Here is a 26,952-nt window from a genome sequence, read left to right as displayed (position 1 = left end):
ACCAATATCCGTGTGACGTTCAAACCCCGCCACTGAGATTCAACTTCAACAAATTAATGCCTGTGATTGGAGGTAGAGATGTCTGCACCCCGCAAAACACTCGAACAGTGGAAAGCCAGTAACTTTGTGCCTTCCGCCGAGACTGTTATCAAGTTGAAAGACCGAGCGAAATTCGTTCGTCTTGAAACAATTCGCCTAATTGAAATCGCCAAGACCGGGCACTACACCTCGGTGTTTTCCGCCGCCGAATTGTTCTCCGCGCTGTACTACGACGTGATGACCATTCGCCCCGACGAACCGAAATGGCCGGGGCGCGACCGCTTCCTGATGGGCAAGGGCCACGCTGCCGTAGGACAGTTCCCGATCCTGGCGGACCTTGGCGTATTCCCCAAGGAATGGCTCGATGAATACACCCGCTTGGGCAGCCCTTTGGGCGATCACCCTGACATGCGCAAGGTGCCCGGCATCGACTTCTCTTCCGGCTCCATCGGTCACGCCCTCTCCGGCGGCCTGGGCATGTGCCTGGCACAGCGATTCACCGGCGAAGTCTACGACGTGTTTGTCATGCTCGGAGACGGCGAAATGCAGGAAGGCCAGGTCTGGGAAGCCGCGATGAGCGCAGCCCATCACAAAGCCAATAACTTGATCGCGATTGTCGACCGCAACGGTTTCCAGCTCGACGGCTCGGTTGACGACGTGATCGGTATCGAACCGCTGGACGAAAAATGGCGTGCCTTCGGTTGGGAAGTGCACGTCATCGACGGCCACAACATCGCCGAAGTAACCGAAACCCTGCGCCGTGTCAAAGCCGATGAGGCCCGTGACAAGCCGGTGTGCATTATCGCCAAAACCGTCAAAGGCAAAGGCGTTTCCTACATGGAAACCGAACCCGGCTGGCACCTCGGTTACCTCGACCCGGAAGACGCCAAACGCGCAATCGCTGAAATTGAAGCCATGGAGATCTGAACATGAACGCCCCTCTATCCCCCAATTCCTGGCAGTACCGTGGCCTCAATGCGCTCAACCCGGGCCTGTCGTACCTGTCCGACGCACTGATTGAACTGACCGAGGCCGGCTACCCTGTAATGGCCGGTTCAGCTGACTTGCAGTACTCCAACGGCCTGAACAAGTTCGCCAGTCGCTACCCCGAGCGCTACCTGCAATTCGGCATCTCGGAGCAGAACATGGTCACCGCCGCTGCCGGCCTGGCCACTTGTGGCGTGATGCCCTTCGTGGCGACCTTTGCTTCCTTCCTCGGCCTGCTGTGCTGTGAGCAGATTCGCATGGACGTCGCCTATTCGGCGCAGCCCGTGCGCCTGATCGGTCACCACACTGGGATCTCCCTGGGCTTCTATGGCACTTCGCACCACGCCACCGAAGACATCGCCACCATGCGCTCCATTGCAGATCTGGCGGTGGTTTCTCCAGCGGACGGGGCGCAATTGGTAGCGGCGATCAAAGCCTCGGCCACCTACGACAAACCGGTGTATTTCCGCATCGGCCGTGGTCGTGACCCGATCGTCTACGAGGACGGCGTGGTCTTCGAATTCGGCAAGGCACATGAGCACTTCGAAGGTGAGGAGCTGACCATCATCGCCTGCGGCATCACCGTGCATCCGGCACTCGCCGCCGCCCGCAAGATGAATGCCGAAGGCCGCTCGGTGGGCGTGATCGACATGGCGTCAATCAAGCCGATCGACCGCGACGCCATTCTGCGAGCTGCTGCACGCAGCAAACGGATGATGACCGTCGAAGAGCACAACGTGCTCGGTGGCCTGGGTGCCGCTGTGGCCGAAGTGCTGGCGGATGAAGGCGTCGGCGTGAAGCTCAAGCGCCATGGCATTTACGACGAGTACAGCCTGATCGCCCCACCGACGCACTTGTACGAACACTACAAACTGGATGCCGCCGGGATCGAGGAAGTGGCGCTGGCGCATCTGAATTCCTAACACACCCACCTGCAGGAACCGGCTCACTGGCGATAGCTTCACTCCGGCGCACCTCAAGTACCGGGGTGTTTCAATCGCTGGCAAGCCGGCTCTTACAAGGTTAAGCACTTCAGGGAGACCGCGTTTTTCAGGGAGATTTACGTAGCCTGTTGTTACCCGCCACCTATCGTGGTTCATGAAACATCTCGGAGCCAACAATGAATAATATCACCGAGACCATGTCCGATCTCTCGATCGGACAGGCCAAAACAAATTCATCCCTGCGCAGAAAATCCTTGATGGCCACCGGCGTCGGCAACCTGCTGGAGTGGTTCGACTGGACGATCTATACCGTTGCTTCGGTGTACATCGCCGCTGCACTCTTCGATAAAAGTAACGCAACTTCGGCCCTGCTCAACACCTTGGCGGTGTTTGCCGCCGGGTTCCTGTTAAGGCCGATTGGCGGCATTTTTTTCGGCATTCTGGCGGACAAGCTCGGCAGACGCACGGTGTTGCTCAGCACTATGTTGCTGATGGCCGGCGCCAGCCTACTCATCGCCTTCATTCCTTCCTACCAATCGATTGGCAGTTGGGCGTCGGCATTGCTGTTGCTGGCCAGGCTGATCCAAGGGTTTGCCCACGGTGGCGAGACCACCACTTCTTACGCTTACATCGCTGAAATCGCCCCACCGAAACGCCGCGGATTGTGGTCGAGCACGGTGTTCCTGGCCGTCGGTTGTGGATCCTTATTGGCGACGTTCTACATGGCGCTGCTGACTTCGTTACTGTCGGTTAGTGAAATGCAGGAATGGGGCTGGCGCATCCCGTTCGCCTCCGGTGGTCTGTTGGCGGTCTTCGCTTTATGGCTGCGCCGCAACATGATGGAAAGCGAGCACAGCCCAAGTGCCGCAGGCGCACCCGAAGCTCCGGCGTGGAGTCGAGGCAAGATCATTCAACACGGCGTTCGTTTGTTTCTCTATGAAGCCGGTGCAACGTTGACCTACTACACCTGGGTCACGTCGGCGTCGATCTACGCCATCAGCATTAAAGGCATGGATCCGCGCAGTGCGTTCACCATGAGTTGCATTGCACAGGTCATCTACCTGGTGTTCCTGCCGATCTCGGGCTGGATCTCCGATCAGTGGGGACGCAAGATTTCCGCGCTGATTTCCTTGCTCGGTATTGCCACCACGCTGTTCCCTCTTTGGAACCTGATTTCGAGTGAGCCGTGGACGTTAATGGTGGCGCAAACCGCGGGCTTGTTGCTGGTGGCCTTCATTACGGGTTGCAAACCGGCATCAATCTCTGAACAGATCCCGACCCGTTATCGCACCCGGATGTTCGGGGTATGCATTTCTCTGGGCGTTGCGGTGTTTGGTGGTACAGCTTCGTACCTGACCACGTGGTTGTATTCGGAGAACATTGGGTGGATGTTCAACATCTATCTGATCGTGGTTGCCGTGATTGCCAGTGCTGTAGTGCTGATGTGGAAGAACAACCACGGCGTGGCAATCGACAAAATCTAAAATACCTCAGTCACCTCATAAAAAGCCCGTCCCCGCAGCACCAGATAGTCTTTGGGACGGGCCTGCCTGTCGCTGTCCCGACCTCGCAACGCGTTCACCAGCGTTGCATTGAGCTCGGCATGGATAAATGCATGACCATGTTTTGAATACGCTCCCGCAGGCAACGTTCTTTGCCAGCACCGGTCACTGCGGGAGCCCCGTTCATCATCTAAACATTGACCAACAGTATTAGCGGATCGTCCGCTCCCAACTTCAAACTACAAAAAAAGGGTCGATACAAATGAAAGAAAATAAAGCGACTATCGTTTTCGCAACGAGTGCTCTTGCACTAACCACCCAGGCACACGCGGACTTCCTGAGTGACAGCAAAGCCAACCTAGGTTTGAAAAACTTCTACTTCAATAACGACAACCGAGACGGAACCGCCGCCCCTTCGAAAACCAAAGAATGGGCGCAGGGTTTCATGCTCGATTACAAGTCGGGATACACCGACGGGCAACTCGGTTTTGGTGTTGACGCACTAGGACTGCTGGGCGTGAAACTGGACAGCGGCAAAGGAAACCACGTCGGCAGCAGCATGATTCCGTCCGACAGAGACAATAATGCAGTGGATGAATGGAGCCGCTTGGGCCTGACCGGCAAAGTAAAAATATCGAAAACCGAATTGCGCCTGGGCACGTTGCTACCGAAGCTACCGATCCTAGTGTCAAACGACGGGCGCCTGATGCCGCAAACCTTCGAAGGCGGCCAATTGACTTCTGGCGAGTTCAAGGACCTGACCCTGATCGGTGGCAGGATCGAGCACGCCACCGGCCGAGGATCCAGCGATCAAACCGGCCTGGCGGCCATTGGTGGTAAACGCGAGAGCAACCAGCTCGACTTCGCCGGCGGCGACTGGAAAATAAATAAAGACCTTACTGCGCAATATTACTACGCCCATTTGGACAACTATTACACCCAGCAATTTTTCGGCTTGATCCACACGCTGGCAATAGCGGAAGGCCAGTCTCTGAAGACTGACCTTCGCTACTTCAAGACGGATTCGTCGGGAGAAAACAGCGAAGGCACTTCGGCCTACCGAATCAGCGGCTACACCCAAGGCAATGATGGCGAGATAGACAACAAGACCTGGAGCGCCGCGCTGGTTTACACCCTGGGTGGCCACGCTTTAACCGCTGGTTACCAAAGCGTGTCCAGTGGCAGTAACTTCACTCAACTCAATCAAGGCGCGCTGCCGGACAAGGGGGCAGGTGGCACCAGCCTTTACCTGTACACCGACCGCCTGATCCAATCCTTCACTCGTGCGGGTGAACGCACAGCGTTCGGTCAGTATGCCTACGACTTCGCGGCCCTCGGCGTCCCGGGTCTTAAGGCTTCCGTCATGTACCTCAGCGGCAACAATATCAAAGTCACGACCGGCTCAAACCAAAAGGAGTGGGAGCGCGATTTCAGTCTCGATTATGCGTTGCAATCCGGCCCGCTCAAGGGGCTTGGGTTTGGCTGGCGTAATGGCAAATCAAACAGCGAGGCATCCCGAAACCAGGATCAGAATCGATTGATCGTAAGCTATAGCATACCGCTGCTTTAACCACTCGATGTCGCTCACAGTTCAAGGATGCTGGCCTGGTGCTGTTATATCAGCGCTGACACAGAGTCAGCGCATACAACGGCCCCTTGCGGTCTATCCGGTGATTCTTTTACACGCGATAAAACGCTAATGAGCGACGTCGCTGGTTTACACCCCCGGTCGCTGTCATGGCCCGGTCGATGCTCTTGTTGTTCAGTGCCGTCAATTTATGGCTGGTCACGTTAAGCCTCTTTTGTCCCCCTCCACAAAGGTGAAAGTATGTGTGAAGTCCACATCTGGATTACCATCGAACGCCCTGTCGAACAGGTCTGGTCGCTACTGGGTGCCTTCGACTGGCTCCCCCGCTGGGTCGATGTCATCGCCAGCAGCACCCTGAGCGACGGAGGACGCCTGCGCCATCTGAAAACCGCTGACGGTGCCATCATTGTCGAGCGCTTGATCACCTTCGACGAAGATGAAAAACATTACAGTTATGCGCTGCTTGAGGGTCCGTCGCCGGTCACCGACTATGTCGGCAGGATGTCAGCCCAGAGCAATCAAAAAGGAGGAACACTGGCATCCTGGTCAAGCACCTTTCTTGTCCAGGAAGCGGACGAAACACAGGTGGTCGCGCGTTTAGAGTCCCTCTACCGCACAGGCCTCGAACGCCTCAAAACCATTGTCGAATCCACGGACTGACCACCGCGAAAGCGTCACTTGCGATTCATGAACGCCTGCAGACGCGGCAGCCTAAAGTCGAGGAATGTCCGGATACGCTAGGGCACATGTTGCCCATCCTGATACAGCGCATGGACTTCCTCGCAATCATGTACGGTTTACGCAAGCACCTCTATCAGACAGTCCTTAGGCAGATCCTCGTCAATGTGAAAGTCCGCACTCAACTGGAGGGGTGTTGCACCGTCAGCTCGACTGCGAAAATTGCCCGCAACTCCCAGGCCTGCGGGCTTACCGGCCGTGGCCAGCCGGCCCCCTAGACGTGTCCGCGCCGCGTGCCATGAGCGCCGCCGAAGTCAAAGACGTCATCCGTGATTTTGCCCAAGCGGCCAGCAATGCAATTGATGCCGGCTTCGATGGTATTGAGCTACATGGTGACAATGGCTACCTGATCGAGCAGTTCCTCAACCCGCTGGTCAACGACCGCACCGACGAGTACCGCAGTGACACCCTCGAAAATCGCTCGCGCTTCCTGCTGGAGGCAGTCGATAGCGTCATCGAGCGTATTGGTGCTCAGCGAACGGCTGTTCGTCTGTCACCTTTTGGTGGCTATTCAAAATGGGTCTGTACGACAACGTCGAGGAAACCTACCTATACGTGACTGACCATTTGTCCCGACGCGGCCTAGCCTACGTACATTTCATGGACCAAACTTCGCGGGGTAGCTCGTCCATCCCTCTGGATTTTCTGCATAAATTACGCAATCACTTCCTCGGCACCTTGGTACTCGCCAGTAGCAAGACACAGGACCGCGTCGAGCAATTTCTCAATGACGGGTTGATCGACATCGCGGCGTTCGGCGAGCCCTTCATTGCCAATCTGGACCTGGTTGAACGACTGCGCAACGGATGCCCACTGCTCAAACCGGACCGCGCATTGTACTGTGACAGAGGTGCTCAGGGGTATACCGACTACTCCGCCTATTCAATCAATTGAGGCTCGCTGAGTAGCATGCCCATGTCAGCCGCTACCTCATGAGTGAGAAAGTCGATCAGCGCGCGTGCCGCCGCTTGCAACTGGCGATGAGGTGGATAGATCACCGAGAACGGTCGGAAGCGTCCACTCGACTGTTCGAGCAGCTCCACTAGGCGCCCGTTTTGAAGTCGCTCGCGAACGATAAAATCGTAGGTCTGACAGATCCCCATGCCGTGTTCAGCCAACGACACAATACCCAGCACGTCGTCAGACACCCGAACATTCGCCTCGGGTATCCACTCCCGATCAACTCCCCGTTCGCGAAACAGCCAAGGCCCGATTCGCCCACTACCGGGCATCACAAATGGGAGGCAGGCATGCGCTGCCAGCTCATCGATACTGCGGGGTGTGCCCGAGCGTTGCAGGTAATCCGGCGCGGCAACCAGGCACAAACGCGCGTCCTCAAGCTGGCGGCCAATCAGGCCACTGTCTGGCAATTTCCCGAGTCGAATGGCCAGGTCATACCCCTCTGCCACCAAGTCCACGTTTCGGTTGCTGATACTCAATTCGATGCGCACTTGCGGGTGCTGCCGGTTAAATCGGCAAAGCAACGCCGGCAACCGATAATGCCCGTAGGTGGTCGGCACGCTGAGCCGGACACGTCCCGTAAGCTCGCCCTCCTGCGCCTGAATGGTTCTTTCCGCATCATTGATCAGAGAAAACGCCGCCTGAGACTGTTCGAAATAAAGCAGGCCAGCCTCTGTCAGGCTCAAGCGTCGGGTCGTACGCCGCAGGAGCTGAACGCCGAGACGCGTCTCTAGACGAGAAATAGTTCGGCTGACAACCGACGGAGTGGTCGCCAAAAACACTGCACCAGCGCTCAACGAACCTTTTTCCACCACGGCGACAAAGACTTCAACGTCAGCGAGGTAATCAAACCGACGACTCACTTTTACCTCCAGAGAATAGGTGATTTCCTGTTGTGCGAGTTTATCGCCCGAATAGGCATGAATATAGTGACATTACCGATCAGCACACAGCCGATCGACTCACTATCAGGAGATCCCATGCGCCCCGCCCGACTCGCCCTTGCAATCACCCTGACTACCGCGGCCCTCAACGCCCAAGCCGCGAACGTATTGGTCGTGCTCTCAGACTCGGACCACCTTGATCTCAAGGACAACAAAGTCTTCGCTACCGGTTTCTATCTGAACGAATTGATGCAGCCGGTAAAAATGCTACTCGAAGCCGGGCACTCGGTGACCTTCGCCACGCCGGAGGGCAAGGCACCGACACTGGACGAATCGTCCAACAACAAGATGTATTTCAACAATGATGTCGATGCTTTGCGTGAGCACAAAACATTGCTGGAAAACCTAAAAATCACCTCTCGGGAGGCGTCGCCGGTGATCAGCCTAGCACGGGTCGAACAGATCGGTTACGAGCGTTTCGACGCTGTCTACATTCCCGGTGGCCACGCACCGATGCAGGACCTACTGCACAGTACCGCGTTGGGTAAACTGCTGAACAATTTCCATGACAACGACAAGACTACCGCCCTCGTCTGCCATGGCCCGATTGCACTGCTGTCGACCCTGGCCGACCCTGTCGCTTTCACCCGACAACTCGAAACCGAACGCAAAACCTCGATCAACGGCTGGACTTACGCCGGTTATAAATTCACGGTCTTCAGCAACCAGGAAGAGGAGTTGGCCAAGGGGTTACTTAATGGCGGCGCAATGAAGTTCTATCCGCAAACGGCCCTCGAACAAGCCGGGGGTTTATTCAGCAGTAACACTTCGCCATGGACCTCACATGTAGTCATCGACCGCGAACTGATAACCGGGCAAAACCCAAGCTCCGCAGTGGACGTAGGCAAGGCGATCGTTGAGCGACTGAAGTCACGGAGTGCCACTAAAGGCTAATACATTCAGCATCGAGATGCAGCTGTTAGTCTGAAGCCCGGGAACCCGCATCCAGCAGCTCTCTCCTGAAAATGATGACGGTCTGAGTCATAGGATCATCCGCTCAAAATAGGTTGAGAGTTGTGCGCATACATAAATGAAATGGGCTCTAGAGCCGCAGGCTTAAGGTTAAAAGCTAATTTTTTTGTTCGCTAAGCGACGGCTCACCGAACCACAACTAGATACTCTTAGTCGGGCGTCGCTGGCATATAAACGGCTCTTTTTTCGAAACATGGCGCAAAGGGTTTTCTATCCAACGCCTATGTAATCACAGCAAAAAAGCATGAGGCCCTATTCATGAGCAAAGTGTCATATGTACCTCCTAAAATCTGGAAGGAAAGCGCCCCCTCTGGTAGTAAATTCTCCAGCATTAACCGACCGACAGCCGGGCCGACCCATGAAAAAAAGTTACCGGTAGGTAAACATCCGTTACAGCTCTATTCGATGGCTACACCCAACGGCGTAAAGGTCACCATCATGCTGGAGGAGCTGCTAGCGCTGGGGCATAGCGGCGCCGACTATGACGCCTGGCTGATCCGCATCAATGAAGGCGACCAGTTCTCCAGCGGCTTTGTCGAAGTCAACCCGAATTCGAAGATCCCGGCGCTGCTGGACCGAAGCGTTGAGCCGGCCATGCGTGTTTTCGAGTCGGGTTCTATCCTGCTTTACTTGGCTGAAAAGTACGGTGCGCTTCTGCCTGCAGATCCGGCAGAGCGCACTGAAACCCTTAATTGGCTTTTCTGGCAGATGGGCGCCGCGCCATATCTGGGCGGCGGGTTCGGGCATTTCTACGCCTACGCGCCCGAGAAGTTCGAATACCCGATCAATCGCTTCACGATGGAGACCAAGCGGCAATTGGATGTCCTCGATCGGAAACTAAGCGAAAGCGCTTACTTGGCCGGCGATAGCTACACTATTGCCGATGTCGCGGTATGGCCCTGGTATGGCCAATTGGTACTGAACGAGCTTTACTCGGCAGCGGAGTTTCTTTCAGCATACCAATACACCCACGTGCAGCAATGGGCGGCGAATATTGCCATTCGACCTGCGGTAATCCGTGGACTGCGAGTAAATCGGACGTGGGGCGATGAAGCGAACCAATTACCCGAACGGCACCACGCCGATGATTTAGGCTAAGTTAACCGCCGCTTCGCGATAAACTGCATTTTTTATGCGAGCCTAAACGGCTGATGCTGCGGAAATAAATAGCGTCCCCTATCTGTCTTGCTTGCGTTTGGCGGAACGAGGCCCTACCACACGCTAGATTCAAAGGTCACGCGAGCGCTTGTACTCCTTTGTGAGCATCGGCGCCTTTGCAAATGGTGACTCGCCGCAGCAGTCGAAACTGAAGCGCCAGCAAGGCGGGCGGTAATCGCTGTCAGGGTCTTCAATGCAGAGTGTGTACAATCCGTATGTTTCCGCACCGAGGCGCATTTTCAAGAGCAGTACGACTATACCGACGCCGCGCTGGCCAACCAATTGCACGCTCTTGGCCGAGCTCCACAACGCTCACGCAAGGCCTGACGCCCCGCCAGCACGGATGGAGGCAGACCGCAGACTGAACTGCAATTTAGGGGTAAAGCTGCAACCATGCAGACGGTATTTCCAGCAAAGCATCTTTGTTGTCTCCTAGATGTTAGGACCAGCTTCTTCGACCTGTGTGTCAGATCCCCCTATCATTATGCTCAATCTCGAATTTGCAAAGTTTATCTTTTAAAGCAGAACAGTTGACCACATAAACTCCTTTCGTCGTATGCACGAACTTGATATTTCTCAAGGACCTCCGAATGCCTACTCGTCAGGAAGAAGTTTGCACCGCAACTATCGATCAGCTGCACGGGCCGCTCTGACTCGGTTCACGTTCCTTCGCGACAGGCAACTGTTGGCCAACCGAAGCTATTGGCGGCAACGCATCTCCGACCTTCCCGACAGGTCATTCGGTGTGGTCGTCTGAGCGCTCAACGTGTCCAGTCACCAAGGGTCACATCCACTTCAATGTAGCGCGCTGCCCAGTGCACATCCCGCCAACCTACATACTCCATCAACGCCTTACTGCTCCATTGATTGCGACTGGCCCAGGTGGCAAAGCCACGGCGCAGTGAATGCGCGGTGTAACCCCCACCAGCAACACCGCTGCGCAGAAACGCCAGACGCAAAATACGCGATTCATTATTAGGTTTGCCTCGCTCTTCCACTAAGTGACCCCAGCGATCAATGGCGCGAAACACCGGCCCTTTGATGATGCCACTGACCAACAGCTAGTGCTGGTAGGCATCGACTGAGCATAGTCGCTTCGGCTCCTTCTCCGGCTGGTTCTCTCATGCTGTGGAAAAACGTCTCCCCACCGCGCCTGTAACCATCCTTTTGCAGAGGTCATCCACATGAAATCGATCACCCTGATTACCGGTGCATCCAGCGATTTTTGCGCCCTTGCCGCCCGCGCACTGGCCGATGCCGGCCACAGCGTCTACGCCAGCATGCGGGAAACCCTAGGCCGCAACTCGCCACAGGAGGATGAGGTGCAGCGCTACGCCGAGCAGCATCAGGTAGACCTGCGTTACGTTGAGCTCGACGTCGCGTCAAGCGAATCGGTCGAATGTGGCGTCGCGAAAACCATCGAAAATTGCGGTCTGCTGGATGTGATCATCCACAATGCCGGGCACCATGTCCTTCGGTCCCGCCGAAGCCTTTACGCCCGAGCAGCTCGCCCAGCTCTATGACATCAACGTCCTGAGCACTCAGCGGGTCAACCGCGCCGCGCTGCCGCAGTTGCGCAAGCAGGGCCAAGGGTTAGTGCTGTGGGTGTCGTCCAGCAGCGCGCGGCGGCACTCCGCCGTACCTAGCACCCTACTTTGCAGGGCCGAGATGTTCCGCCGCATCGGCTTGGAAGACCTACTCAAGGCCGCTTCTCGCTGAGGCAATCCGTCCAATATGACGGCCCAAGGAATTCCTTGGGCCGTCATCGCTCCCGAAAAATTGATGATTGAGAGGAGCACGCTCATGCGCCAGACCAATTTCATGCCAATATCTGACAAGCACTCAATCACTTGGATGCATGCCGCAGATGGCTTTCAAGTTTTCTGATTTAACTTGCGTAACGAAATTGGTAATTAGCCCATAAATGATCTGGCCCTTCGTTCCTCCGTCCTAATTGATTAGCAGGCTCAGCACCATGCTGCCCAATGACCATTTTTTGCGCCCCTGCACTCACTTTTGCTGCAAAACCGACTCGCCCGCCTGCGGCGGAAGTCTCAGGTTATCCAATAATGCAACGCCTGCAATCACTGCGACCAACAGAAACGTTAGCTGGAAATCGGCGGTTTCTGCCTGCCCTGTGGTGCCGTGGATATTCATAGCGAGACGTAGCAGCAATGCGCCGGTGGCCACCCCCACCGCCATACTCAGTTGGAAGAACATACTGAACAGGGTTGAAGCACCACTCATCTGCTCCTTGGGGATTTCGGCAAAGGCCAGTGTGTTGAACAAGGTGAACTGCATGGAGCGTGACAGACCGCCAACGAACAGGATGAACAGAATCAGCGCCCAACTCATGCGCTCATCCAGCAATGCACACGCCGCAATCGCCAGGACGCCGAGGATGCCGTTGATCATCAACACAGGGCGCAATCCCCAACGTCGCATCACCATAGTGGTGAACGGTTTCATTGCCAAATTGCCGGCAAATACGGCGAGCACCAGTAACCCCGCATCGAATGCAGAAAGACCGAAGGCCAGTTGAAACATCAACGGTAGAAGGAACGGCAAGGTGCTGATGGAAATTCGAAAAATCGACCCACCCCACAGGCAGACACTGAAGGTACGAACGCCCATCACATCCAGCGCTAGTAACGGTTGCGTATGCCTACGCATATGTCGCCAGGCAAAAACACCAAGAATAAAACCTGCACCGCTTAGTGACAGGCCCTGCAATAAATTGGCACTACTTTGCCCCAGCATTTCTACACCGTACAGCAGCGCAGCGCTGGCGACGCCAACCAGTAGAAAACCACTGAAGTCGAATGTCCGCGAACCTACGTCGTCTCGCTTGGGAATCAACACCAGAGTCGCAATCAAGGCAAGCAAACCCAACGGTAAATTAAGGTAGAAAATCCACGGCCAAGAAGCGTGGGTGACGATAAAACCACCCACGGGAGGTCCGAGTACCGGAGCGACCAGACCGGGCCAGGTGATGAATGCTATCGCCCGCACTAGGTCTTTCTTCTCGGTAGCGCGAAGCACCGCCAAACGCCCCACCGGTACCATCATCGCTCCGCTGATACCTTGCAACACGCGCGCGGCGACAAAGGTTTCCAGGCTGTCACTCAACCCGCACATCAACGACGACACGCTAAATAGTACGATCGCCGAACTGAATACAAGTCGCGAGCCGAATCGATCAGCCAACCAGCCGCTGATAGGAATGAACACCGCAACGGAAAGCATGTAGGCGCTCATGCCCACGTTCAAGTCTACTGCTGCGACACCGAACGTGCGGGCCATGTCCGGCAATGCAGTAGCGATCACTGTGGCATCCAGGTTCTCCATGAAGAATGTTACGGCTACCAACAAAGCAATTAATGTTGAGCGGCGTTGGGACATCTAAGTAACTCCTGTACTTACACATCTAGACAAGACTTCGCGTTTTTACACGCTTTGGGCCATATCTATGTGAATACTCCATCTACGATCCAAGGCTCGCGTTACTACGCGAAACCCTTAGCTCTTTCATGAACCGTGGTCACTCAAAAAGAACCAGCGCGCACCAAGTTTGATCCTTTATTGATCGACGCTTGGCGCTCGAACAATGTCCACGCAACCTAGTTGTTAATACCCTGCCACATTGCGCGCCGAGCCCGCTGTCGGCTCTGTATACACAGGGCCGAGGCGATCAAGACGACCGCTCCAGGCGGTCAGCGCCCACGCGACCAACACCACCAGGCCACCAATCCACGCGGTGTGGATCAATCCCATGTCAGCAACGATCAATCCACCGCCCCACGCACCACCGGCAATGCCGAGGTTAAACGCCGCAATGTTTAGCCCCGACGCCACGTCCACCGCATGTGGGGTGTGATGCTCAGCCTGACGCACCACATACACCTGCAAGCCCGGCACATTACCAAACGCCACCCCACCCCAAACCAGCACGGTGGCTAGGGCCAGCCATGAATTGCCGGCGGTGAAGGTCAGCACGAACAGCACAGCGGCGAGCAATGCGAAGATGATTTTCAGGGCGCTGATCGGGCCGCGTTCGTCGGCCAGTTTGCCACCACAGATATTACCGATGGCCACGGAGATCCCGTACACCAACAACACCAGGCTGACGGTGCTGGCGCTGAAACCGGAGATGTCCTGAAGAATCGGTGCCAGGAAGGTGAAAGCGATGAACGAGCCGCCGTAACCGACCGCCGTCATGGCATACACCAGCAGCAGGCGTGGTTGTTTCAGTACTTGCAATTGCTGCAACAGCGAAGCCGGTTTGCTGTGGGCGATGTTTTTCGGTACATAAATCAGGCTACCAATGAAGGCTATCAAACCCAGCACCGACACGGCGAGGAAGGTTTCACGCCAGCCGAAGTTTTGCCCGATGAACGTCCCCAGCGGTACACCTGTCACCAAGGCCACGGTCAGGCCGGTGAACATGATGGCAATTGCACTGGCAGCTTTCTCTTTCGGCACCAAGCTGGTGGCGATGGTTGAGCCAATCGAAAAAAACACGCCGTGAGCCAAGCCGGTGACGATCCGCGCGATTATCAGCGATTCGTAACCTGGAGCCTTCCAGGCCAGCAAGTTACCAAGGGTAAACAACACCATCAGCGACAACAGCAGCAATTTGCGTGGGACCTTGCCGGTCAGGGCGGTGAGTACCGGCGCGCCAATGGCGACACCCAGGGCGTAAAGGCTGACCAGAAGCCCGGCCGTCGGCAGGCTGACCCCAAGGTCGGCACCGATAGTGGGTAACAGGCCAACGATGACGAACTCGGTCGTCCCGATGGCGAAGGCGCTAAGGGTCAGCGCGAGCAGGGCAATGGGCATGGCTGCAACTCCGGAAGAGTTTGAGTGATGGGGCGCAGTGTCAGGGCTGGGGGCTTTCGGAAAAATAGCAAGGCAGGCAATTGATATTTGACCGAAAAACAAAGATCTAAAAATCGCTGCCTGGTGACTGGCATTTACCCTACTTTCGACGAGGAACTGTTCACCTTACGGAGCGGGAAATCACTCGATGGATGCCCGCGCCTGATGAGTAACTCCAGCAGTATGCTGGGTGCCGGTTCAAAGAAACCGTCCCGGTAAAAAACAAGGTGCACAGTGACGAACTACTGAAAAGCACCGACTCGGTGTTGATCGACAGCAAGCCTGAGTAACTAGAACAACGTCGAGCCCATTGATGATTTCTGATCACAACACCTTTGCGTAAATCAACGTTCTCCTCATGGATACCTGAAGGGATACTACCGGCCTTAAGTGTGGCGCACCCATGACCACTCAAGGCCTGTAACCGGATTGAAATGGCTTCAATCCGGTCTTTCATGAGGACTCACAATGCACGCTGATTTCGCCGCCTGGTCTTGGACCGCGGGTAAAGGTATCGACGGTTTACAACTGATCCGCAACCCCCTTGTGCAACCTGGCCCGGACGAAGTTCTGATTGCCAACCGCGCGCTGGCGTTGAACCCGGTGGACTGGAAAATCATTGAATGGGGCCACTCGGCATGGAAAACCGGCCACGTGCCGGGTGTGGATGGCATGGGGATAGTAGTCGCAGCAGGCGCCGGTGTGCAGATCAAGCCGGGAACCCGTGTGGCGTATCACCAGTCACTGGAGCGAGATGGCAGTTTCGCCGAGTTTTGTTTACTGGATGCCGCAACCGTGCTGTTGGTGCCCGCTGCGCTCGATGACGGCGCCGCCGCGTCCTTGCCTTGCCCCGGCTTGACCGCCTGGCAGGCCCTCGAAAAAGTGCCCACTGCCGCATCCCGCGATGTGCTGGTCATTGGCGCAGGCGGGGCAGTAGGTCTTTTGCTGGTTCAATTGGCGGTACAGCGCGGATTTCGAGTCTGGGCAACAGCCTCCACAGCCCACCATTCGAGCTTGAAAGCGCTGGGTGCTGTGGGGGTTTTCGACTACCGCGAAGCGGATTGGCAACAAGCGCAAGAGGCCGCTCTAGGTGAACGTCGATTGCACGCAGTATTCGACACGGTCAGCGGCGAACATGCCGCCACCCTTGCCTCATTGCTGGGCTACAACGGTCACCTTGTGTGCATTCAGGATCGTCAGGAAACGGCGCCATTGCCTGCCTTCAGCACCGCTATTTCATTGCATGAGGTGGCGCTCAACAGCTTTCATGCCCACGCCAGCCTGAACGACCGACAAGTGCTGCGGAAAAATGGTGAACGACTGTTAGAGGGCTTGCTGGACGGTAGCCTATTGGCGCCCAAACGTCAGGTCTTCGACTTCCGAAATCTTCCGGAGGCGTTGCGTGCACTCAAACAAGGTGCAGAAGGAGGCAAATGGATTGCCCAATTGAACGACTCCGACCCCATCCTTTCTGCATTCCAGTAAAAGCGACAACGCCCGAGCCCCTTTGATCGGCGCTCGGGCGACAGCCTGACACAATAGGGTTTAGGCCTCCGCCAGGCTTTCCTTTTTCTCCAGCCAGTCAATCATCAGCTCGCCCCAGGCGATATCGGCCTGCAACGCGCCTTTGGCTTTGGCCGAGTCACGGGTGCGCAAGCCTTCCAGGACTTCGAAGTGTTTGTGCCTGGCACTGGCCAGTTCCAGTTTGGGTACCTCAGCGTGGAACCTACTCAGTAGTGGTCCCATGATGACCCACATGTTTTCCAGAGTCTTGGACACCACTGGCATGCGGGCAGCGGAAATCAATCCGAAGTGAAATTCACGATTGAGCAAAGCCGCTTGTTTGTGATCGACTGAAACCGCCTTTTGGAAAGCATCTTGAATAGCTTCGAGATGTTCCAGTTCCAGTTTGGTAATACGCTGAGCGGCCATACCCGCCGCCTCGCCTTCGATCAAATGACGGATCAACTGGATTTCCCGCAGTTGACTGACAGTGAGCTCTGGAACATAAATCGATGTCGCCGCCTTCATGTCCAGCGCATGATCGCTGACCAGGCGGAATATCGCTTCGCGCACTGGCGTGATCGACACACCGAACTGTTCGGCCAACGCGCTGATGCGCAATCGATCCCCGGGTTGGTATTGTCCGTCCATCAACGCGGTGCGGATAATGGAATACACGCGTTCGCTCAAGTTGCCTTTATCAATGGGCTTATGCACGGTCACTGTTACTCGATCTCCATGAACGATGATGGTGCGCCGACGGCGGCAGAGATGATTGACTGCCAACCCGGGGCGCAGATAACGCATCCTACATCATCAAATTGCACCTGCCACTCCGGCAGGTGAGTCACTCAAATACGTGCGTCACGACGACCGACACCCTGCAACAGCACGGCGATGACGATAATCGCACCTTTGATGATCTGCTGCGGATAGGCCGGCACGCTCAGCAAGTTCATGATGTTGCCGATCAGCCCCAACACCAGCACGCCCACCAAGGTGTAAAAAATCGTCCCCTTGCCCCCCGTCAGCAATGCACCGCCGATGACGCAGGCGGCGATCGCGTCCAGTTCCAGTGCCATACCGGCGCTAGGCGTCGCGACCCCCGAACGCGAAGCAAGCACCACTCCGGCCAATGCAGCGAGCCCACCGCAGATCCCATAGGCCGCCAGTTTGTAGCGTTCTACCGGAATACCCGCCAGGCGTACGGCCGTCTCGTTGCTCCCGCTGGCAATCGTCAAGCGTCCATAGGCGTTGTAACGGAGGATCAAGGCAAACACCAACGTCACCAGCGCTGCCAGCCACACCGGCCATGGAATACCGAGTAATCCATCGGCCAGCCGACCGAAATCACGCAGCAGTTGAGCGCTGATCAGCTTGTCATCCAGCCTTTGAGGTTGACCATTCGACAAAATAAACGCCAACCCACGCGCAACCGTCATCATGGCCAGCGTCGCGATAAAAGGCGCCATGCGGAAATACGCGATAAAGGTACCCGTCACCAACCCCATCACCACCCCAGACGCCACCGCAATCGCGACGGCAAGCAACAACCCGAAACTACCTTCGACCGGCATTACGTTGAGGGTCATTGCAACCACGATACCACCCACGGCGGCCACCGAGGCAACGGACAAGTCGATGCCCGCCGTCAGGATCACAATCAACATACCGATGCTGACCAGCAGCAAAGGAGTTAACTGGCGCAACAGATTGCCAATGTTCTGGTACGTGAAGAAGTCAGCGGAAAGGACGCTAGCAACGATAGCCAGCAATACCAGCATCACCAAAGCATTGTGTTCTAGAAACAAGCGCTGCAATGAACGCCGGTTCGCCTTGCTCTCGTGAGCGCGGCTGTTTTCCTGCAAAAGCTCAGCCGGGACATGCTTGGAATTAGGGTTACTCATGGTGTTCGACTCCCATCGCCAGGCAAATCATTTCTTGTTCTTTAATACGTTCGCCCGCAAGTTCACCGGCAACCGCACCTTCGCGCATCACCAGCACGCGATCACACATACCGATGATTTCAATCATTTCCGAAGACACCATGATGATCGCTACACCCTGTTCGGCGAGGTCGTTGATCACCCGGTAGATTTCAGTTTTTGCGCCCACATCCACTCCGCGGGTGGGCTCATCGAGAATCAGCACTCGACACCTCGCATCAACCCATTTCATCAACGCGACTTTCTGCTGGTTACCGCCCGATAGGTCGCCGACCAACTGTTCTATCGAGTGAGTCTTGACCGCCAATTGCTGGCGCAAATATTCGATGCCCTGGGTCTCCCGCGCGCTGGAAATCCAACCCATGTTCCCGGTGTAGGGACTGTCTGGGCGAAGCGCGCCGTTGACCCTGATCGACATTTCCAGCAGCACGCCCTGGTGTTTTCGATCCTCGGGCAACAGGCCGATGCCATTGACAATGGCTTCACGGGGGGTCTGGTTGTGGATTTCCTGCCCATCGAGTCTAATCGTGCCGGAGGTTTTTTTGTCGGCACCAAAAATCGCCCGCATGGTTTCTGTACGGCCTGCACCGACCAGTCCACAGAAACCCAGGACTTCACCGGCACGCACCTCAAAACTCACATCGCGCACCAGACGTCCGGCACAGAGATTCTCGACTTTCAGCAACACCTCCCCGATTTGCTTGTTACGCGCAGGGAACAAGTCGCTGAGTTCTCGACCGATCATCATCTCGATCAATCCGCGCTCGGTAATGTCGGCCAGATCCAGCGTACCTACGGTCTTGCCATCCTTGAGTACCGTGGCGCGATCGCAGATCCGGAAGATTTCATCCATGCGGTGCGAGACGTAAACAATGCATGCCCCTTTGCGGCGCAACTCATCAAGGATTTTGAACAGCTTCTCCGCTTCATGGGAGGTGAGTACCGCGGTTGGTTCGTCAAAAATCAGCACCGATGATTTACGTGACAGTGCCTTGCAGATCTCGACTGCTTGTTGGTAAGCCACCGGCAAACTGCCGACCGGTTGGCGTACATCGATATCGCTGAAACCCAGCTCATCCAGAATTGCCCGAGCTTTTTTGCGCATTGCAGCCCACTCTACAAATCCCTTGCTCTTGCCCAGATCGTCTATGCAGATGTTCTCGGCCACCGACAAGTGCGGGGCCAGGGCAAACTCCTGGTAGATGATCGAAATACCCAGTTTGAGTGCATCCCCAGGTTTACGAATATCGACTTTTTCGCCGTTCAGACTTACCCCGCCGGCGTCCCGCACATAGGCGCCAGAAAGGATCTTCATCAACGTTGACTTGCCCGCGCCGTTCTCACCCATCAGTGCATGGACTTCACCCGCACGGGCACAAAAACTGGCACTGCTCAGCGCGCTGATACCACCGAATTTCTTCGAGATGTCGAGCATCTCTACGGCAGGTTTGTGCATCGCATTCATTTTCTTCACCGTCTATAAACTGTCATTGATCGGTCTATAACCGCTGTCAAAGACAGCAGTAACAGACCGGTTCCATACCGTTAAATCACTTCATGGCGGTTTTGATCTGCCCGATGGAACGGAACGGTGGAACGTTGTCGGTGGACGGTGGCAGGCTGTCAGCCTTGATATAGGTGTCGACGTTGTCCGGCGTGATCAGAGTGACCGGGAAGTAGGACGCCAGCGGCAGGTTGTTGGCATCCAGGCCCTTTTCAAGGATCTGGTGAATCAACTCGATGGCGGCAACCCCGGTTTCGGAGCCACTGTTGGTGGCGCTCACCATCAATTTCCCTTGCTTGATCAAGTCCAGCGCCACCCGAAAACTGCCTGCACCGGAAGCGACCATGACGGTGTTTGTCTTGCCGGCATTTTCCAGCGCGTTGATCGCACCGATGGCAATGAAGTCGTTCTCGGCCAGCACCAAATTGAGCTTATCGCCCTGGGACGCGAGAATATCTTCAGTCGCGGCCAGACCACCCTCTTCGGTCCAGTCACCACGTCCCCAGGCCAGCACGTTAAAGCCACCTTCCGGCCAGCTGAAGCTGCCTTTGGCTTTGACTTGTTGGAACAGCTTGAAGCCCTTGAGCATTGCGTCTTCTTTGGAAAGACCCAGCTTGCGCTCTTGCGAGCGGGCATAAACGAGCCCGGAGATCATGCCGTTCATTCGGCTTTCGGACGTGGAATTACCCATCACGCCAATGACCATAGCCGCGTTGATCACGCTGGCCGGATCGGACTTGGAGGCGACATAACTACCGGCCTCAAAACCACTGCCATAAGGGTTACCCGTGCTGGTGGTGATCACCGGAGCCTCGGAATCCGGGGCGGTACCTACAGTAATGACCGGAATCCCTGCAGCCACCGCACGCTCAATATCAGATACCGAGCCGAGGACATCGGTAGGGTCGATCACAATCAGATCGACACCCAGGGTAATGAAGTTATCGACCTGTGCACTCTGCTTGGCGACATCACTGTCAGCCACTTGTAGTTCGATATCGTAGTTGTACTTTTTCGCGATGGTTTTCGAGTCGTCGATCATCGAGACAAACCAGGGGTTGCCCAGAGTGATTTCAGTCCAACCAATACGCAGACGCTCGCCCTTTTTTTTCAGCGGTAAGGCTTTGTTGATCGAAGTGCGATCTGGCATATCGGGATCAATCACACCCGATAACGCCGTGTTAGGAATCAAGCTATAGATTTCATGCTTGCTGGCTGCCCACGCGTGTGTGCCGATAAGCGTCGCCAGGGTAAAAGTCGTGATCGAACGGACAGCTGACAGCTTCATATTATTATTCTCCAGTGCGCTGATTTGAACAATGTTGCGGGTCTTTCAGGTAGCCGCCCCCGCGGTCTCTGTCGCAGACAGGACCTGTTTCGAAGGCGGCCATGAAAGTCCGGCCGACTCTAGAATTCGATCCAGGCGGATTTGAGCTCCGAATACTTGTCCAGCGCGTGCAGCGACCGGTCGCGGCCATTGCCCGATTGCTTGTAACCACCAAACGGCATGCTGATATCGCCACCGTCGAAACAATTGACCCAGACACTGCCGGCACGCAGCGAACGGATTATCGAGTGGGCCCGCGACAGATCGTTAGTCCATAGGCTTGCGGCTAGGCCATAGGGCGAATCATTGGCGATACGCACAGCGTCCAAGTGATCCTTGGCGGTGATGACTGACAGCACTGGACCGAAGATTTCTTCCCGGGCGATGGTCATGTCGTTGGTGACGTTGTCAAAAATCGTCGGTGGAATGAAAAATCCGTCGGCCAATACGCCCGTGGCGCGTTCGCCACCTAGGATGAGTCGTGCACCTTCCGCGGAGCCTTTTCTGATGTAACCCAGCACCCGATCCATCTGCGCCTTGTCGACCATGGCACCCAACTGCGTAACCGGATCGAGCGGATCACCAATCGCGATGGTCCGGGCAACTTTCAACACTTCGGCAACAAACTCGTCGCCAATCCCCTCCTCGACGATCAGCCGCGATGGCGCAACGCAAACTTCACCCTGATTGAAAAACATCGATTTGGCGGCAGTGGTCGCGGCCCTTTCTAGATCGCGGCAGTCATTGAGAATAATGTTCGGGGTCTTGCCTCCGCACTCCAGCCACACCCGTTTCATGTTCGACTGCCCCGAATACTGCAGGAACAATTTTCCTACTTCACCTGATCCTGTGAAGACCAGCGTGTCGACGTCCATGTGCAGGCCAAGCGCACGGCCAGCGGTCGGGCCAAAACCCGGGAGCACGTTGAAGACGCCTGGCGGAATGCCCGCCTGTGCTGCCAGTTCGGCAATGCGCAAGGCTGTCAGTGGTGATTGTTCGGCGGGTTTGAGGATCACCGAGTTGCCCATCGCCAGAGCCGGTGCGACTTTCCACATCGCCATCAACATCGGGAAGTTCCACGGTGTCACGGCGGCGACGACGCCGATGGCCTCGCGGGTAATCATCCCCAGCGCGCCCGCCCCAGACGGCGCGATTTCGTCATAGACCTTGTCGCAGCACTCGGCGTACCACTGCAGGCACTCAAGCACCGCATGCACATCGAACCCGGCACTTTCGGAGACTGGTTTACCCATGTCCAGCGTCTCGAGCAAGGCCAGTTCCGTCATGTGCTGCTCGAACAGCGCTGCAAAGCGCAGCATGACTTTCTTACGATCCTTCGGCGCCAGTTGCGACCACACGCCACTGTCGAACGCCTGGCGCGCGACCTTGACGGTGAGGTCTACGTCTTCGGCCTGGCAGGACGCTACGTGGTTCAACACCTGGCCGTTACGTGGAGAAATGTTGGCAAATGTCTCGCCGCTCAAAGCGTCGACAAAACGGCCATTGATGAATGCTTGCCCCGGTAGTTTCAGGGAGGCGACACGCTTCTGGACCGCAGCGATATCAACGAGAGTGTTCATGCTGTTGCGTCTCCTGTTTGATCTTGTTGTAGGCATAGTGTTTTTCGAGCATGCAAAAACCGGCCAACCCAAGTGACAGGTCGGTCAAACAATGTCTTCAGAACTTCGTCAGGCGCGAGACTAAACGCCGATTATCAAGCGATCGGCAAAGACTGCGCCTGTGAAACAACGACGTTTAAAAACACATTCTTATGATGTCGGCGACTTCCTCTTTGCTGGTGATTTTCTTCGGGTGGCAGGCCAGGTCCTGGTTGAAACTGGTCCATACCGTTTGCGCAAAGTCATCGATCTGATGTTCCTGTAGGCCATAACTGCGGAACGTATCGGTGACGCCCAACGTGGTGAACAGTTTTTCAAGAATCCCTGGCAGACGCTGCGCTCGTTCCATCTCCGTGAGGCTCTGCGTCGACGGATCGAGAATCTCGGCCACTCGGGCAAACTTGTCTGCGCACACCGGCAGCGTCCAGCCAATCACATACGGCGTACTGGCCGCGACGGTACCGCCGTGGGGTGCGTCAGTCATCGCCCCCAACGGTTGACCCAACGCATGGGAAACCGTTACGCCAGCACTTGCAATCGCCATTCCTCCGAGCGTCGATGCAAAGGCCATACGTGCGCGCGCTTCAACGTCATCGCCGTGTTCGACGCAGCGCTGGGCGTCCGTTGCAAACAAACGAATCGATTCCAGGGCAACCATCTCGACCCAAGGGGTACAGTGAATACTGATGTACGCTTCCAGCGAGTGGCAAAAGGTGTCGACCGCAGTCAGAGCGGTGAGCCTCGCTGGTTTCGAAACCAGGATCTGTGGGTCGACCAAAGCAACATCTGGATAGATGAACGGATTGACGATGGCGCACTTAAGGCCCAGTTCGGGATTGTTGATTACCGCAAAAGGAGTCGCTTCGGTTCCAGTCCCGGAGGTAGTCGGCACTACCAGCAGCGGCAACCCGCGGCTTTGCGGTCGAGTCACCACTTCGCCCAGGCGTTCGGTGTAATCCCAGCAATAACCACCATGTACGGCAACGAGGGCAACCGCTTTTGCTGAGTCAATGGCACTGCCGCCACCGACCGCCACCACGACATCACAACCCGCTTCGCGGACAAGCTCAACGGCACGATCGATCGTGGTATGTCGAGGGTTGGGCACGATATCGTAGAACTCGAGATACTCGATGTCGTGCTCGGCAAAACTGCTGGTAATTTGTGCAACAAGGTCACTGCCCTGAAGAAATGGGTCCACCATCAGGAAGACTTTTTTTCCGAATGGCTCGACCTTTTCACCCATGTGTCTGATTGCCCCGGCCTCGAAATCGAGTGTGACCGGGAGATTTGCCTGAAATGCTTTCATCAGTTCACCTTTTGTTGTGGCTCTGCGTTGCAAACCGGCTCAACCCACCCGCAACGAACCGCCTTTTTTATAGAGTTCTCCAAGGTCGCTGGCCGAGATCAGCGCAGCCTTCATTTCATCGAAAGTGACCTCAAACGGCTCAACCTTGCTGGTCTGGTTCGGGTCAGCAGCGGTGCGTGCCACACAGTCGAGTTCGTGTGGGGTGATATCGGCCAGGCCGAGGTCTTCGAAGGTGACTGGTAAACCGATGCTCAGGCAGAACCTCAACACTGCATCCAGTTCACCGCTGGATTTGCCTTCAAGCACCAGCATCACCAGCGTTCCGAAGGCCACGTACTCGCCGTGGTACATCGTCGCGCGGTTGCCCAGTTCGCTGAATCCGCAATACACCGCGTGTGCAGTGGCGACGCCATTGCTCTCGAAGCCAATACCGCTCATCAAGGCATTGGCTTCCACCACGCGGTTGAAGGCTTTAGTAACGCATTTGTTTTCACTGGCTCGCTTGGCTTGCATTCCGTCTTCAAGCAGTACTCGGTAGCACAGCTCGGCGATGGCCATGGAAGTCATCGTCGATTTGGCGCCGGAGCCGCCCTCCTTCATTCCGGCGCCCGCGTTACCGAGAAAATTGTCCCGGTACGATTCAACGCAGGTGCGGGCTTCGAAATAGGTCGATAAGGCATCCCCCATCCCGGCCACCAGCAACCGCACCGGGGCCTGGGCGATGATCCAGGTATCTACCACGACTACATCCGGGCTGCGCTCATAAAACAGCACATCGTCAAATGCGCCTTCCTCGGTGTACAGCACCGAAAGTGAACTGGTGGGAGCATCGTTGGAAACAATGGTGGGCACGATACACAACGGAACCCTGGCTTGATGCGCCACAGCCTTGGCGGCATCCAGGACCTTGCCGCCGCCCACGCCGATCACCCCATCGCATTCAAAGGTGTTCATGCTCGTCGTCAATCGCCGGATTTCCTGACGGGTCACTTCGCCGGAAAAAATCGCGTAGTGCAATTGGGTGTGCTCAGCCTCGAAGCTGGCACTCAGCGTCTGCTTCAGGCTATCCAGGCGCCCCTGGGTGGTAACCACCAATAACCGCCGACCAAACCACGCCACGTGCCGGTGAAGGCGGTCTAGCTCTTTGTAGCCCTGGATATAGCGGCTGGGAGCAGCAAATATCTGTGTCATATCAACGTTCATCCTTGCCTCTTCGTGGAGGCTTTTTGTTATTGATTTGAGGACGTGTCCGGGAAGTTCTTTACCCAACGGACTGATGATATATCATATTTTATTTTTTACTTTCAACCGTTTTTCTGTCTCACCCGTCTGCGCGAAATCACCTGGGTTGACGCGCGGGGGCGCGTAGAATATATGATGTATGAAAACAAGAAATCACCGTCTGGAGAGATACATGCACGATTACGTTGTCATTGGAGGCGGGTCCGCCGGCTGCGCGTTGACCGGCCGATTGATCGAGGCTGGCGCATCGGTTCTACTAATTGAAGCCGGGCCGAGAGATACCCATCCGCTGATCCACATCCCCGCAGGTTTCACCCGACTGCTGTCCAGCCCAATGCTTTCACGCCACGAAACTCAACCACAAACCGCCATGGACGGGCGCAAACGAATTCTTCCTCAGGGTCGGGTACTGGGGGGAGGAAGCTCAGTGAATGCGTTAATCTATATCCGCGGCCAGCAAGAGGATTACGACGACTGGGCAAGCAGCGGCTGCAATGGTTGGTCTTATCGCGAAGTACTGCCTTACTTCAAACGCGCCGAAGACAATGAACGCTTCGATAACCGCTATCACGCAACGGGCGGCCCGCTAGGTGTCTCAGACCTCAAGCAGGTTTGCGAACTGTCTCGCGGATTTGTGCGTGCTGCGCAGCAGGCCGGTATTCCCTTCACAGCAGATTTCAACGGTGAACGCCAGAACGGCGTCGGCTTCAACCAGATCACCGCTCGCAACAATCGCCGTTGCAGTGCGGCTGTGGCTTATCTGCGCGAGGCTGAAAAGTCTGATCGCCTGACGATCATCACCGACGCCACCGTGCAACGAGTCCTGATTGAAGGCAATCAAGCGGTGGGGGTTGAGTACACACACAAAGGCCAGGTGGTGCAGACGCGTTGCAGTAAAGAAGTGATTCTCAGCGCTGGCGCTATTCAGTCACCCAAGCTGTTGATGCTTTCCGGTATCGGTCCGGCCGAGGAACTTGAACGCCATGGCATTCCCTTGCTGCATGCCTTACCCGGCGTTGGTCAGAACCTGCAAGACCATGCGGAAGTCGGCACCATCGCCTACTGCCATGGCAAGTATGGTTACTACGGCCAGGACAACGCCTTCAACACCGTCAAGAATGGCCTGCAATACCTGATGTTTGGCAGTGGTCCGGTGAGTTCGAATGTCACCGAAGCCTGTGCTTTCGTCAACACCGACAACGCGCAAGAACGGCCAAACGCTCAGATGCATTTCGTGCCTATCGTGTTTTTCGACCTCGATCAGGACACGATCAAAAAGCCCGGCGCAACTATCAATACCTGCGTATTGCGCCCCATGAGCCGTGGCGAGATCCGTCTGACCGACAGTAAGACCGACACGCCACCGTGCATTGATCCACACTATTTCGCCCATCCAGAAGATCGCCGTGTAGCGATCAAAGGCTTGAACCTTTCACGCGAAATTCTCGCCCAACCGGCGATGCGCAAATACGCCGGTGAAGAGGTCTTTCCTGGATTGAACGTACGCAGCGATGAAGCATTGCTGAGTTACATCGGCCAGCGCGCCAAGACCGTTTACCACCCGGTGGGCACGTGCAAGATGGGTGACGACGAGATGGCCGTCGTAGACCCTGAGTTGCGCGTTCGCGGCCTGTGCAATCTGCGGGTGGTCGATGCCTCGATCATGCCCAATCTGATCTCCGGCAATACCAACGCACCGTCCATAATGATTGGTGAAAAAGCCGCGGACATGATTCTCGGGCGATACGCGTTGGCAGCCGCCCGCTTATAGCCCTTGCCACTCGCCGCTATC

General features: G+C 56.0%; 24 protein-coding genes. 13 read left to right on the top strand and 11 right to left on the bottom strand.

The window, feature by feature from the left end; translation table 11 throughout:
- The first annotated feature begins 78 nt into the window (after nt 1–78).
- The 7 genes from KVG88_RS14030 to KVG88_RS14000 all read left to right on the top strand — a co-directional run bounded on the left by KVG88_RS14030 (nt 79) and on the right by KVG88_RS14000 (nt 6,692).
- On the top strand, nt 79–966 hold the full coding sequence (locus KVG88_RS14030) for a transketolase (protein ID WP_217871793.1): 888 nt from the start codon (nt 79–81) through the stop codon (nt 964–966).
- A gap of 2 nt (nt 967–968) precedes the next feature.
- Nucleotides 969–1,949, top strand: coding sequence for a transketolase family protein (locus KVG88_RS14025; RefSeq protein WP_217871792.1), 981 nt, complete (start codon nt 969–971; stop codon nt 1,947–1,949).
- Between the two features lie 197 nt (nt 1,950–2,146).
- Nucleotides 2,147–3,454 (top strand): MFS transporter, encoded by a 1,308-nt coding sequence (locus KVG88_RS14020; protein ID WP_217871791.1) that lies wholly within the window; start codon nt 2,147–2,149, stop codon nt 3,452–3,454.
- Between the two features lie 280 nt (nt 3,455–3,734).
- A complete protein-coding gene (locus tag KVG88_RS14015) occupies nt 3,735–5,042 on the top strand; it encodes an OprD family porin (RefSeq protein WP_217871790.1) in 1,308 nt (435 codons plus the stop codon).
- A 258-nt stretch (nt 5,043–5,300) separates the two neighbouring features.
- Entirely contained in the window at nt 5,301–5,720 is a 420-nt protein-coding gene (locus KVG88_RS14010) for an SRPBCC family protein (RefSeq protein WP_217871789.1), read from the top strand.
- Between the two features lie 316 nt (nt 5,721–6,036).
- Nucleotides 6,037–6,357 (top strand): oxidoreductase, encoded by a 321-nt coding sequence (locus tag KVG88_RS14005; protein WP_217871788.1) that lies wholly within the window; start codon nt 6,037–6,039, stop codon nt 6,355–6,357.
- Nucleotides 6,358–6,398: 41 nt separating this feature from the next.
- A complete protein-coding gene (locus KVG88_RS14000) occupies nt 6,399–6,692 on the top strand; it encodes a hypothetical protein (protein ID WP_217871787.1) in 294 nt (97 codons plus the stop codon).
- Here the strand turns inward: KVG88_RS14000 and KVG88_RS13995 are convergent.
- Complete coding sequence (locus KVG88_RS13995) at nt 6,677–7,621, bottom strand: LysR family transcriptional regulator (RefSeq protein ID WP_217871786.1); 945 nt, start codon at nt 7,619–7,621, stop codon at nt 6,677–6,679. The two genes, KVG88_RS14000 and KVG88_RS13995, sit on opposite strands and share 16 nt — an antisense overlap.
- Before the next feature lie 117 nt (nt 7,622–7,738).
- On the opposite strand from KVG88_RS13995, the gene KVG88_RS13990 reads away from it, so the two are divergent.
- Nucleotides 7,739–8,596 (top strand): type 1 glutamine amidotransferase domain-containing protein, encoded by an 858-nt coding sequence (locus tag KVG88_RS13990; protein WP_217871785.1) that lies wholly within the window; start codon nt 7,739–7,741, stop codon nt 8,594–8,596.
- A gap of 336 nt (nt 8,597–8,932) precedes the next feature.
- Nucleotides 8,933–9,772, top strand: coding sequence for a glutathione-dependent disulfide-bond oxidoreductase (gene yghU / locus KVG88_RS13985; RefSeq protein WP_217871784.1), 840 nt, complete (start codon nt 8,933–8,935; stop codon nt 9,770–9,772).
- A gap of 821 nt (nt 9,773–10,593) precedes the next feature.
- On the opposite strand, the gene KVG88_RS13980 is transcribed toward yghU, so the two are convergent.
- Entirely contained in the window at nt 10,594–10,890 is a 297-nt protein-coding gene (locus KVG88_RS13980) for a tyrosine-type recombinase/integrase (RefSeq protein WP_217871783.1), read from the bottom strand.
- A gap of 126 nt (nt 10,891–11,016) precedes the next feature.
- Between KVG88_RS13980 and KVG88_RS31200 the strand changes: the two genes are divergently transcribed.
- Both KVG88_RS31200 and KVG88_RS31195 read left to right on the top strand, forming a co-directional pair.
- Nucleotides 11,017–11,355, top strand: coding sequence for an SDR family NAD(P)-dependent oxidoreductase (locus KVG88_RS31200; protein WP_264084105.1), 339 nt, complete (start codon nt 11,017–11,019; stop codon nt 11,353–11,355).
- Complete coding sequence (locus KVG88_RS31195; RefSeq protein WP_367616841.1) at nt 11,288–11,551, top strand: SDR family NAD(P)-dependent oxidoreductase; 264 nt, start codon at nt 11,288–11,290, stop codon at nt 11,549–11,551. Before KVG88_RS31200 ends, KVG88_RS31195 begins: the two co-directional genes overlap by 68 nt.
- Before the next feature lie 291 nt (nt 11,552–11,842).
- On the opposite strand, the gene KVG88_RS13970 is transcribed toward KVG88_RS31195, so the two are convergent.
- Both KVG88_RS13970 and KVG88_RS13965 read right to left on the bottom strand, forming a co-directional pair.
- Nucleotides 11,843–13,234, bottom strand: coding sequence for an MFS transporter (locus tag KVG88_RS13970; protein ID WP_217871782.1), 1,392 nt, complete (start codon nt 13,232–13,234; stop codon nt 11,843–11,845).
- 225 nt (nt 13,235–13,459) lie between these two features.
- Nucleotides 13,460–14,671 (bottom strand): MFS transporter, encoded by a 1,212-nt coding sequence (locus KVG88_RS13965; protein WP_217871781.1) that lies wholly within the window; start codon nt 14,669–14,671, stop codon nt 13,460–13,462.
- A gap of 507 nt (nt 14,672–15,178) precedes the next feature.
- Between KVG88_RS13965 and KVG88_RS13960 the strand changes: the two genes are divergently transcribed.
- The gene (locus KVG88_RS13960) at nt 15,179–16,195 is read left to right on the top strand and encodes a zinc-binding dehydrogenase (RefSeq protein ID WP_217871780.1); all 1,017 of its coding nucleotides are present in this window, start codon (nt 15,179–15,181) and stop codon (nt 16,193–16,195) included.
- Nucleotides 16,196–16,255: 60 nt separating this feature from the next.
- On the opposite strand, the gene KVG88_RS13955 is transcribed toward KVG88_RS13960, so the two are convergent.
- The 7 genes from KVG88_RS13955 to KVG88_RS13925 form a co-directional block, all read right to left on the bottom strand.
- The gene (locus KVG88_RS13955) at nt 16,256–16,930 is read right to left on the bottom strand and encodes a GntR family transcriptional regulator (RefSeq protein ID WP_367616840.1); all 675 of its coding nucleotides are present in this window, start codon (nt 16,928–16,930) and stop codon (nt 16,256–16,258) included.
- A 134-nt stretch (nt 16,931–17,064) separates the two neighbouring features.
- Nucleotides 17,065–18,120, bottom strand: coding sequence for an ABC transporter permease (locus tag KVG88_RS13950; protein WP_217871778.1), 1,056 nt, complete (start codon nt 18,118–18,120; stop codon nt 17,065–17,067).
- A complete protein-coding gene (locus KVG88_RS13945) occupies nt 18,113–19,624 on the bottom strand; it encodes a sugar ABC transporter ATP-binding protein (protein WP_217871777.1) in 1,512 nt (503 codons plus the stop codon). The genes KVG88_RS13950 and KVG88_RS13945 overlap by 8 nt, the downstream gene beginning before the upstream one ends.
- 85 nt (nt 19,625–19,709) lie before the next feature.
- Complete coding sequence (locus tag KVG88_RS13940; RefSeq protein ID WP_217871776.1) at nt 19,710–20,951, bottom strand: sugar ABC transporter substrate-binding protein; 1,242 nt, start codon at nt 20,949–20,951, stop codon at nt 19,710–19,712.
- A gap of 119 nt (nt 20,952–21,070) precedes the next feature.
- On the bottom strand, nt 21,071–22,570 hold the full coding sequence (locus KVG88_RS13935) for an aldehyde dehydrogenase (protein ID WP_217871775.1): 1,500 nt from the start codon (nt 22,568–22,570) through the stop codon (nt 21,071–21,073).
- A gap of 175 nt (nt 22,571–22,745) precedes the next feature.
- The gene (locus KVG88_RS13930; RefSeq protein WP_217871774.1) at nt 22,746–23,918 is read right to left on the bottom strand and encodes an iron-containing alcohol dehydrogenase; all 1,173 of its coding nucleotides are present in this window, start codon (nt 23,916–23,918) and stop codon (nt 22,746–22,748) included.
- Between the two features lie 39 nt (nt 23,919–23,957).
- On the bottom strand, nt 23,958–25,109 hold the full coding sequence (locus tag KVG88_RS13925) for a glycerol dehydrogenase (RefSeq protein ID WP_217871773.1): 1,152 nt from the start codon (nt 25,107–25,109) through the stop codon (nt 23,958–23,960).
- 223 nt (nt 25,110–25,332) lie between these two features.
- On the opposite strand from KVG88_RS13925, the gene KVG88_RS13920 reads away from it, so the two are divergent.
- Complete coding sequence (locus tag KVG88_RS13920) at nt 25,333–26,931, top strand: GMC family oxidoreductase (protein ID WP_217871772.1); 1,599 nt, start codon at nt 25,333–25,335, stop codon at nt 26,929–26,931.
- Nucleotides 26,932–26,952 lie beyond the last annotated feature (21 nt).

Origin of the sequence: Pseudomonas azerbaijanoccidentalis, assembly GCF_019145495.1 — a bacterium.
In the GTDB taxonomy this organism is placed as follows: Bacteria; Pseudomonadota; Gammaproteobacteria; order Pseudomonadales; family Pseudomonadaceae; genus Aquipseudomonas; species Aquipseudomonas azerbaijanoccidentalis.
This window is presented reverse-complemented; position numbering and strand designations above follow the sequence as displayed.

What these genes read in the sequence shown, in the direction of transcription:
- KVG88_RS14030 (WP_217871793.1), top strand. Translation starts at nt 79, where the DNA reads ATGTCTGCACCCCGCAAAACACTCGAACAGTGGAAAGCCAGTAACTTT.
- KVG88_RS14025 (WP_217871792.1), top strand. Translation starts at nt 969, where the DNA reads ATGAACGCCCCTCTATCCCCCAATTCCTGGCAGTACCGTGGCCTCAAT.
- KVG88_RS14020 (WP_217871791.1), top strand. Translation starts at nt 2,147, where the DNA reads ATGAATAATATCACCGAGACCATGTCCGATCTCTCGATCGGACAGGCC.
- KVG88_RS14015 (WP_217871790.1), top strand. Translation starts at nt 3,735, where the DNA reads ATGAAAGAAAATAAAGCGACTATCGTTTTCGCAACGAGTGCTCTTGCA.
- KVG88_RS14010 (WP_217871789.1), top strand. Translation starts at nt 5,301, where the DNA reads ATGTGTGAAGTCCACATCTGGATTACCATCGAACGCCCTGTCGAACAG.
- KVG88_RS14005 (WP_217871788.1), top strand. Translation starts at nt 6,037, where the DNA reads ATGAGCGCCGCCGAAGTCAAAGACGTCATCCGTGATTTTGCCCAAGCG.
- KVG88_RS14000 (WP_217871787.1), top strand. Translation starts at nt 6,399, where the DNA reads ATGGACCAAACTTCGCGGGGTAGCTCGTCCATCCCTCTGGATTTTCTG.
- KVG88_RS13990 (WP_217871785.1), top strand. Translation starts at nt 7,739, where the DNA reads ATGCGCCCCGCCCGACTCGCCCTTGCAATCACCCTGACTACCGCGGCC.
- yghU (WP_217871784.1), top strand. Translation starts at nt 8,933, where the DNA reads ATGAGCAAAGTGTCATATGTACCTCCTAAAATCTGGAAGGAAAGCGCC.
- KVG88_RS31200 (WP_264084105.1), top strand. Translation starts at nt 11,017, where the DNA reads ATGAAATCGATCACCCTGATTACCGGTGCATCCAGCGATTTTTGCGCC.
- KVG88_RS31195 (WP_367616841.1), top strand. Translation starts at nt 11,288, where the DNA reads ATGCCGGGCACCATGTCCTTCGGTCCCGCCGAAGCCTTTACGCCCGAG.
- KVG88_RS13970 (WP_217871782.1), bottom strand. Translation starts at nt 13,234, where the DNA reads ATGTCCCAACGCCGCTCAACATTAATTGCTTTGTTGGTAGCCGTAACA.
- KVG88_RS13965 (WP_217871781.1), bottom strand. Translation starts at nt 14,671, where the DNA reads ATGCCCATTGCCCTGCTCGCGCTGACCCTTAGCGCCTTCGCCATCGGG.
- KVG88_RS13960 (WP_217871780.1), top strand. Translation starts at nt 15,179, where the DNA reads ATGCACGCTGATTTCGCCGCCTGGTCTTGGACCGCGGGTAAAGGTATC.
- KVG88_RS13950 (WP_217871778.1), bottom strand. Translation starts at nt 18,120, where the DNA reads ATGAGTAACCCTAATTCCAAGCATGTCCCGGCTGAGCTTTTGCAGGAA.
- KVG88_RS13945 (WP_217871777.1), bottom strand. Translation starts at nt 19,624, where the DNA reads ATGAATGCGATGCACAAACCTGCCGTAGAGATGCTCGACATCTCGAAG.
- KVG88_RS13940 (WP_217871776.1), bottom strand. Translation starts at nt 20,951, where the DNA reads ATGAAGCTGTCAGCTGTCCGTTCGATCACGACTTTTACCCTGGCGACG.
- KVG88_RS13935 (WP_217871775.1), bottom strand. Translation starts at nt 22,570, where the DNA reads ATGAACACTCTCGTTGATATCGCTGCGGTCCAGAAGCGTGTCGCCTCC.
- KVG88_RS13930 (WP_217871774.1), bottom strand. Translation starts at nt 23,918, where the DNA reads ATGAAAGCATTTCAGGCAAATCTCCCGGTCACACTCGATTTCGAGGCC.
- KVG88_RS13925 (WP_217871773.1), bottom strand. Translation starts at nt 25,109, where the DNA reads ATGACACAGATATTTGCTGCTCCCAGCCGCTATATCCAGGGCTACAAA.
- KVG88_RS13920 (WP_217871772.1), top strand. Translation starts at nt 25,333, where the DNA reads ATGCACGATTACGTTGTCATTGGAGGCGGGTCCGCCGGCTGCGCGTTG.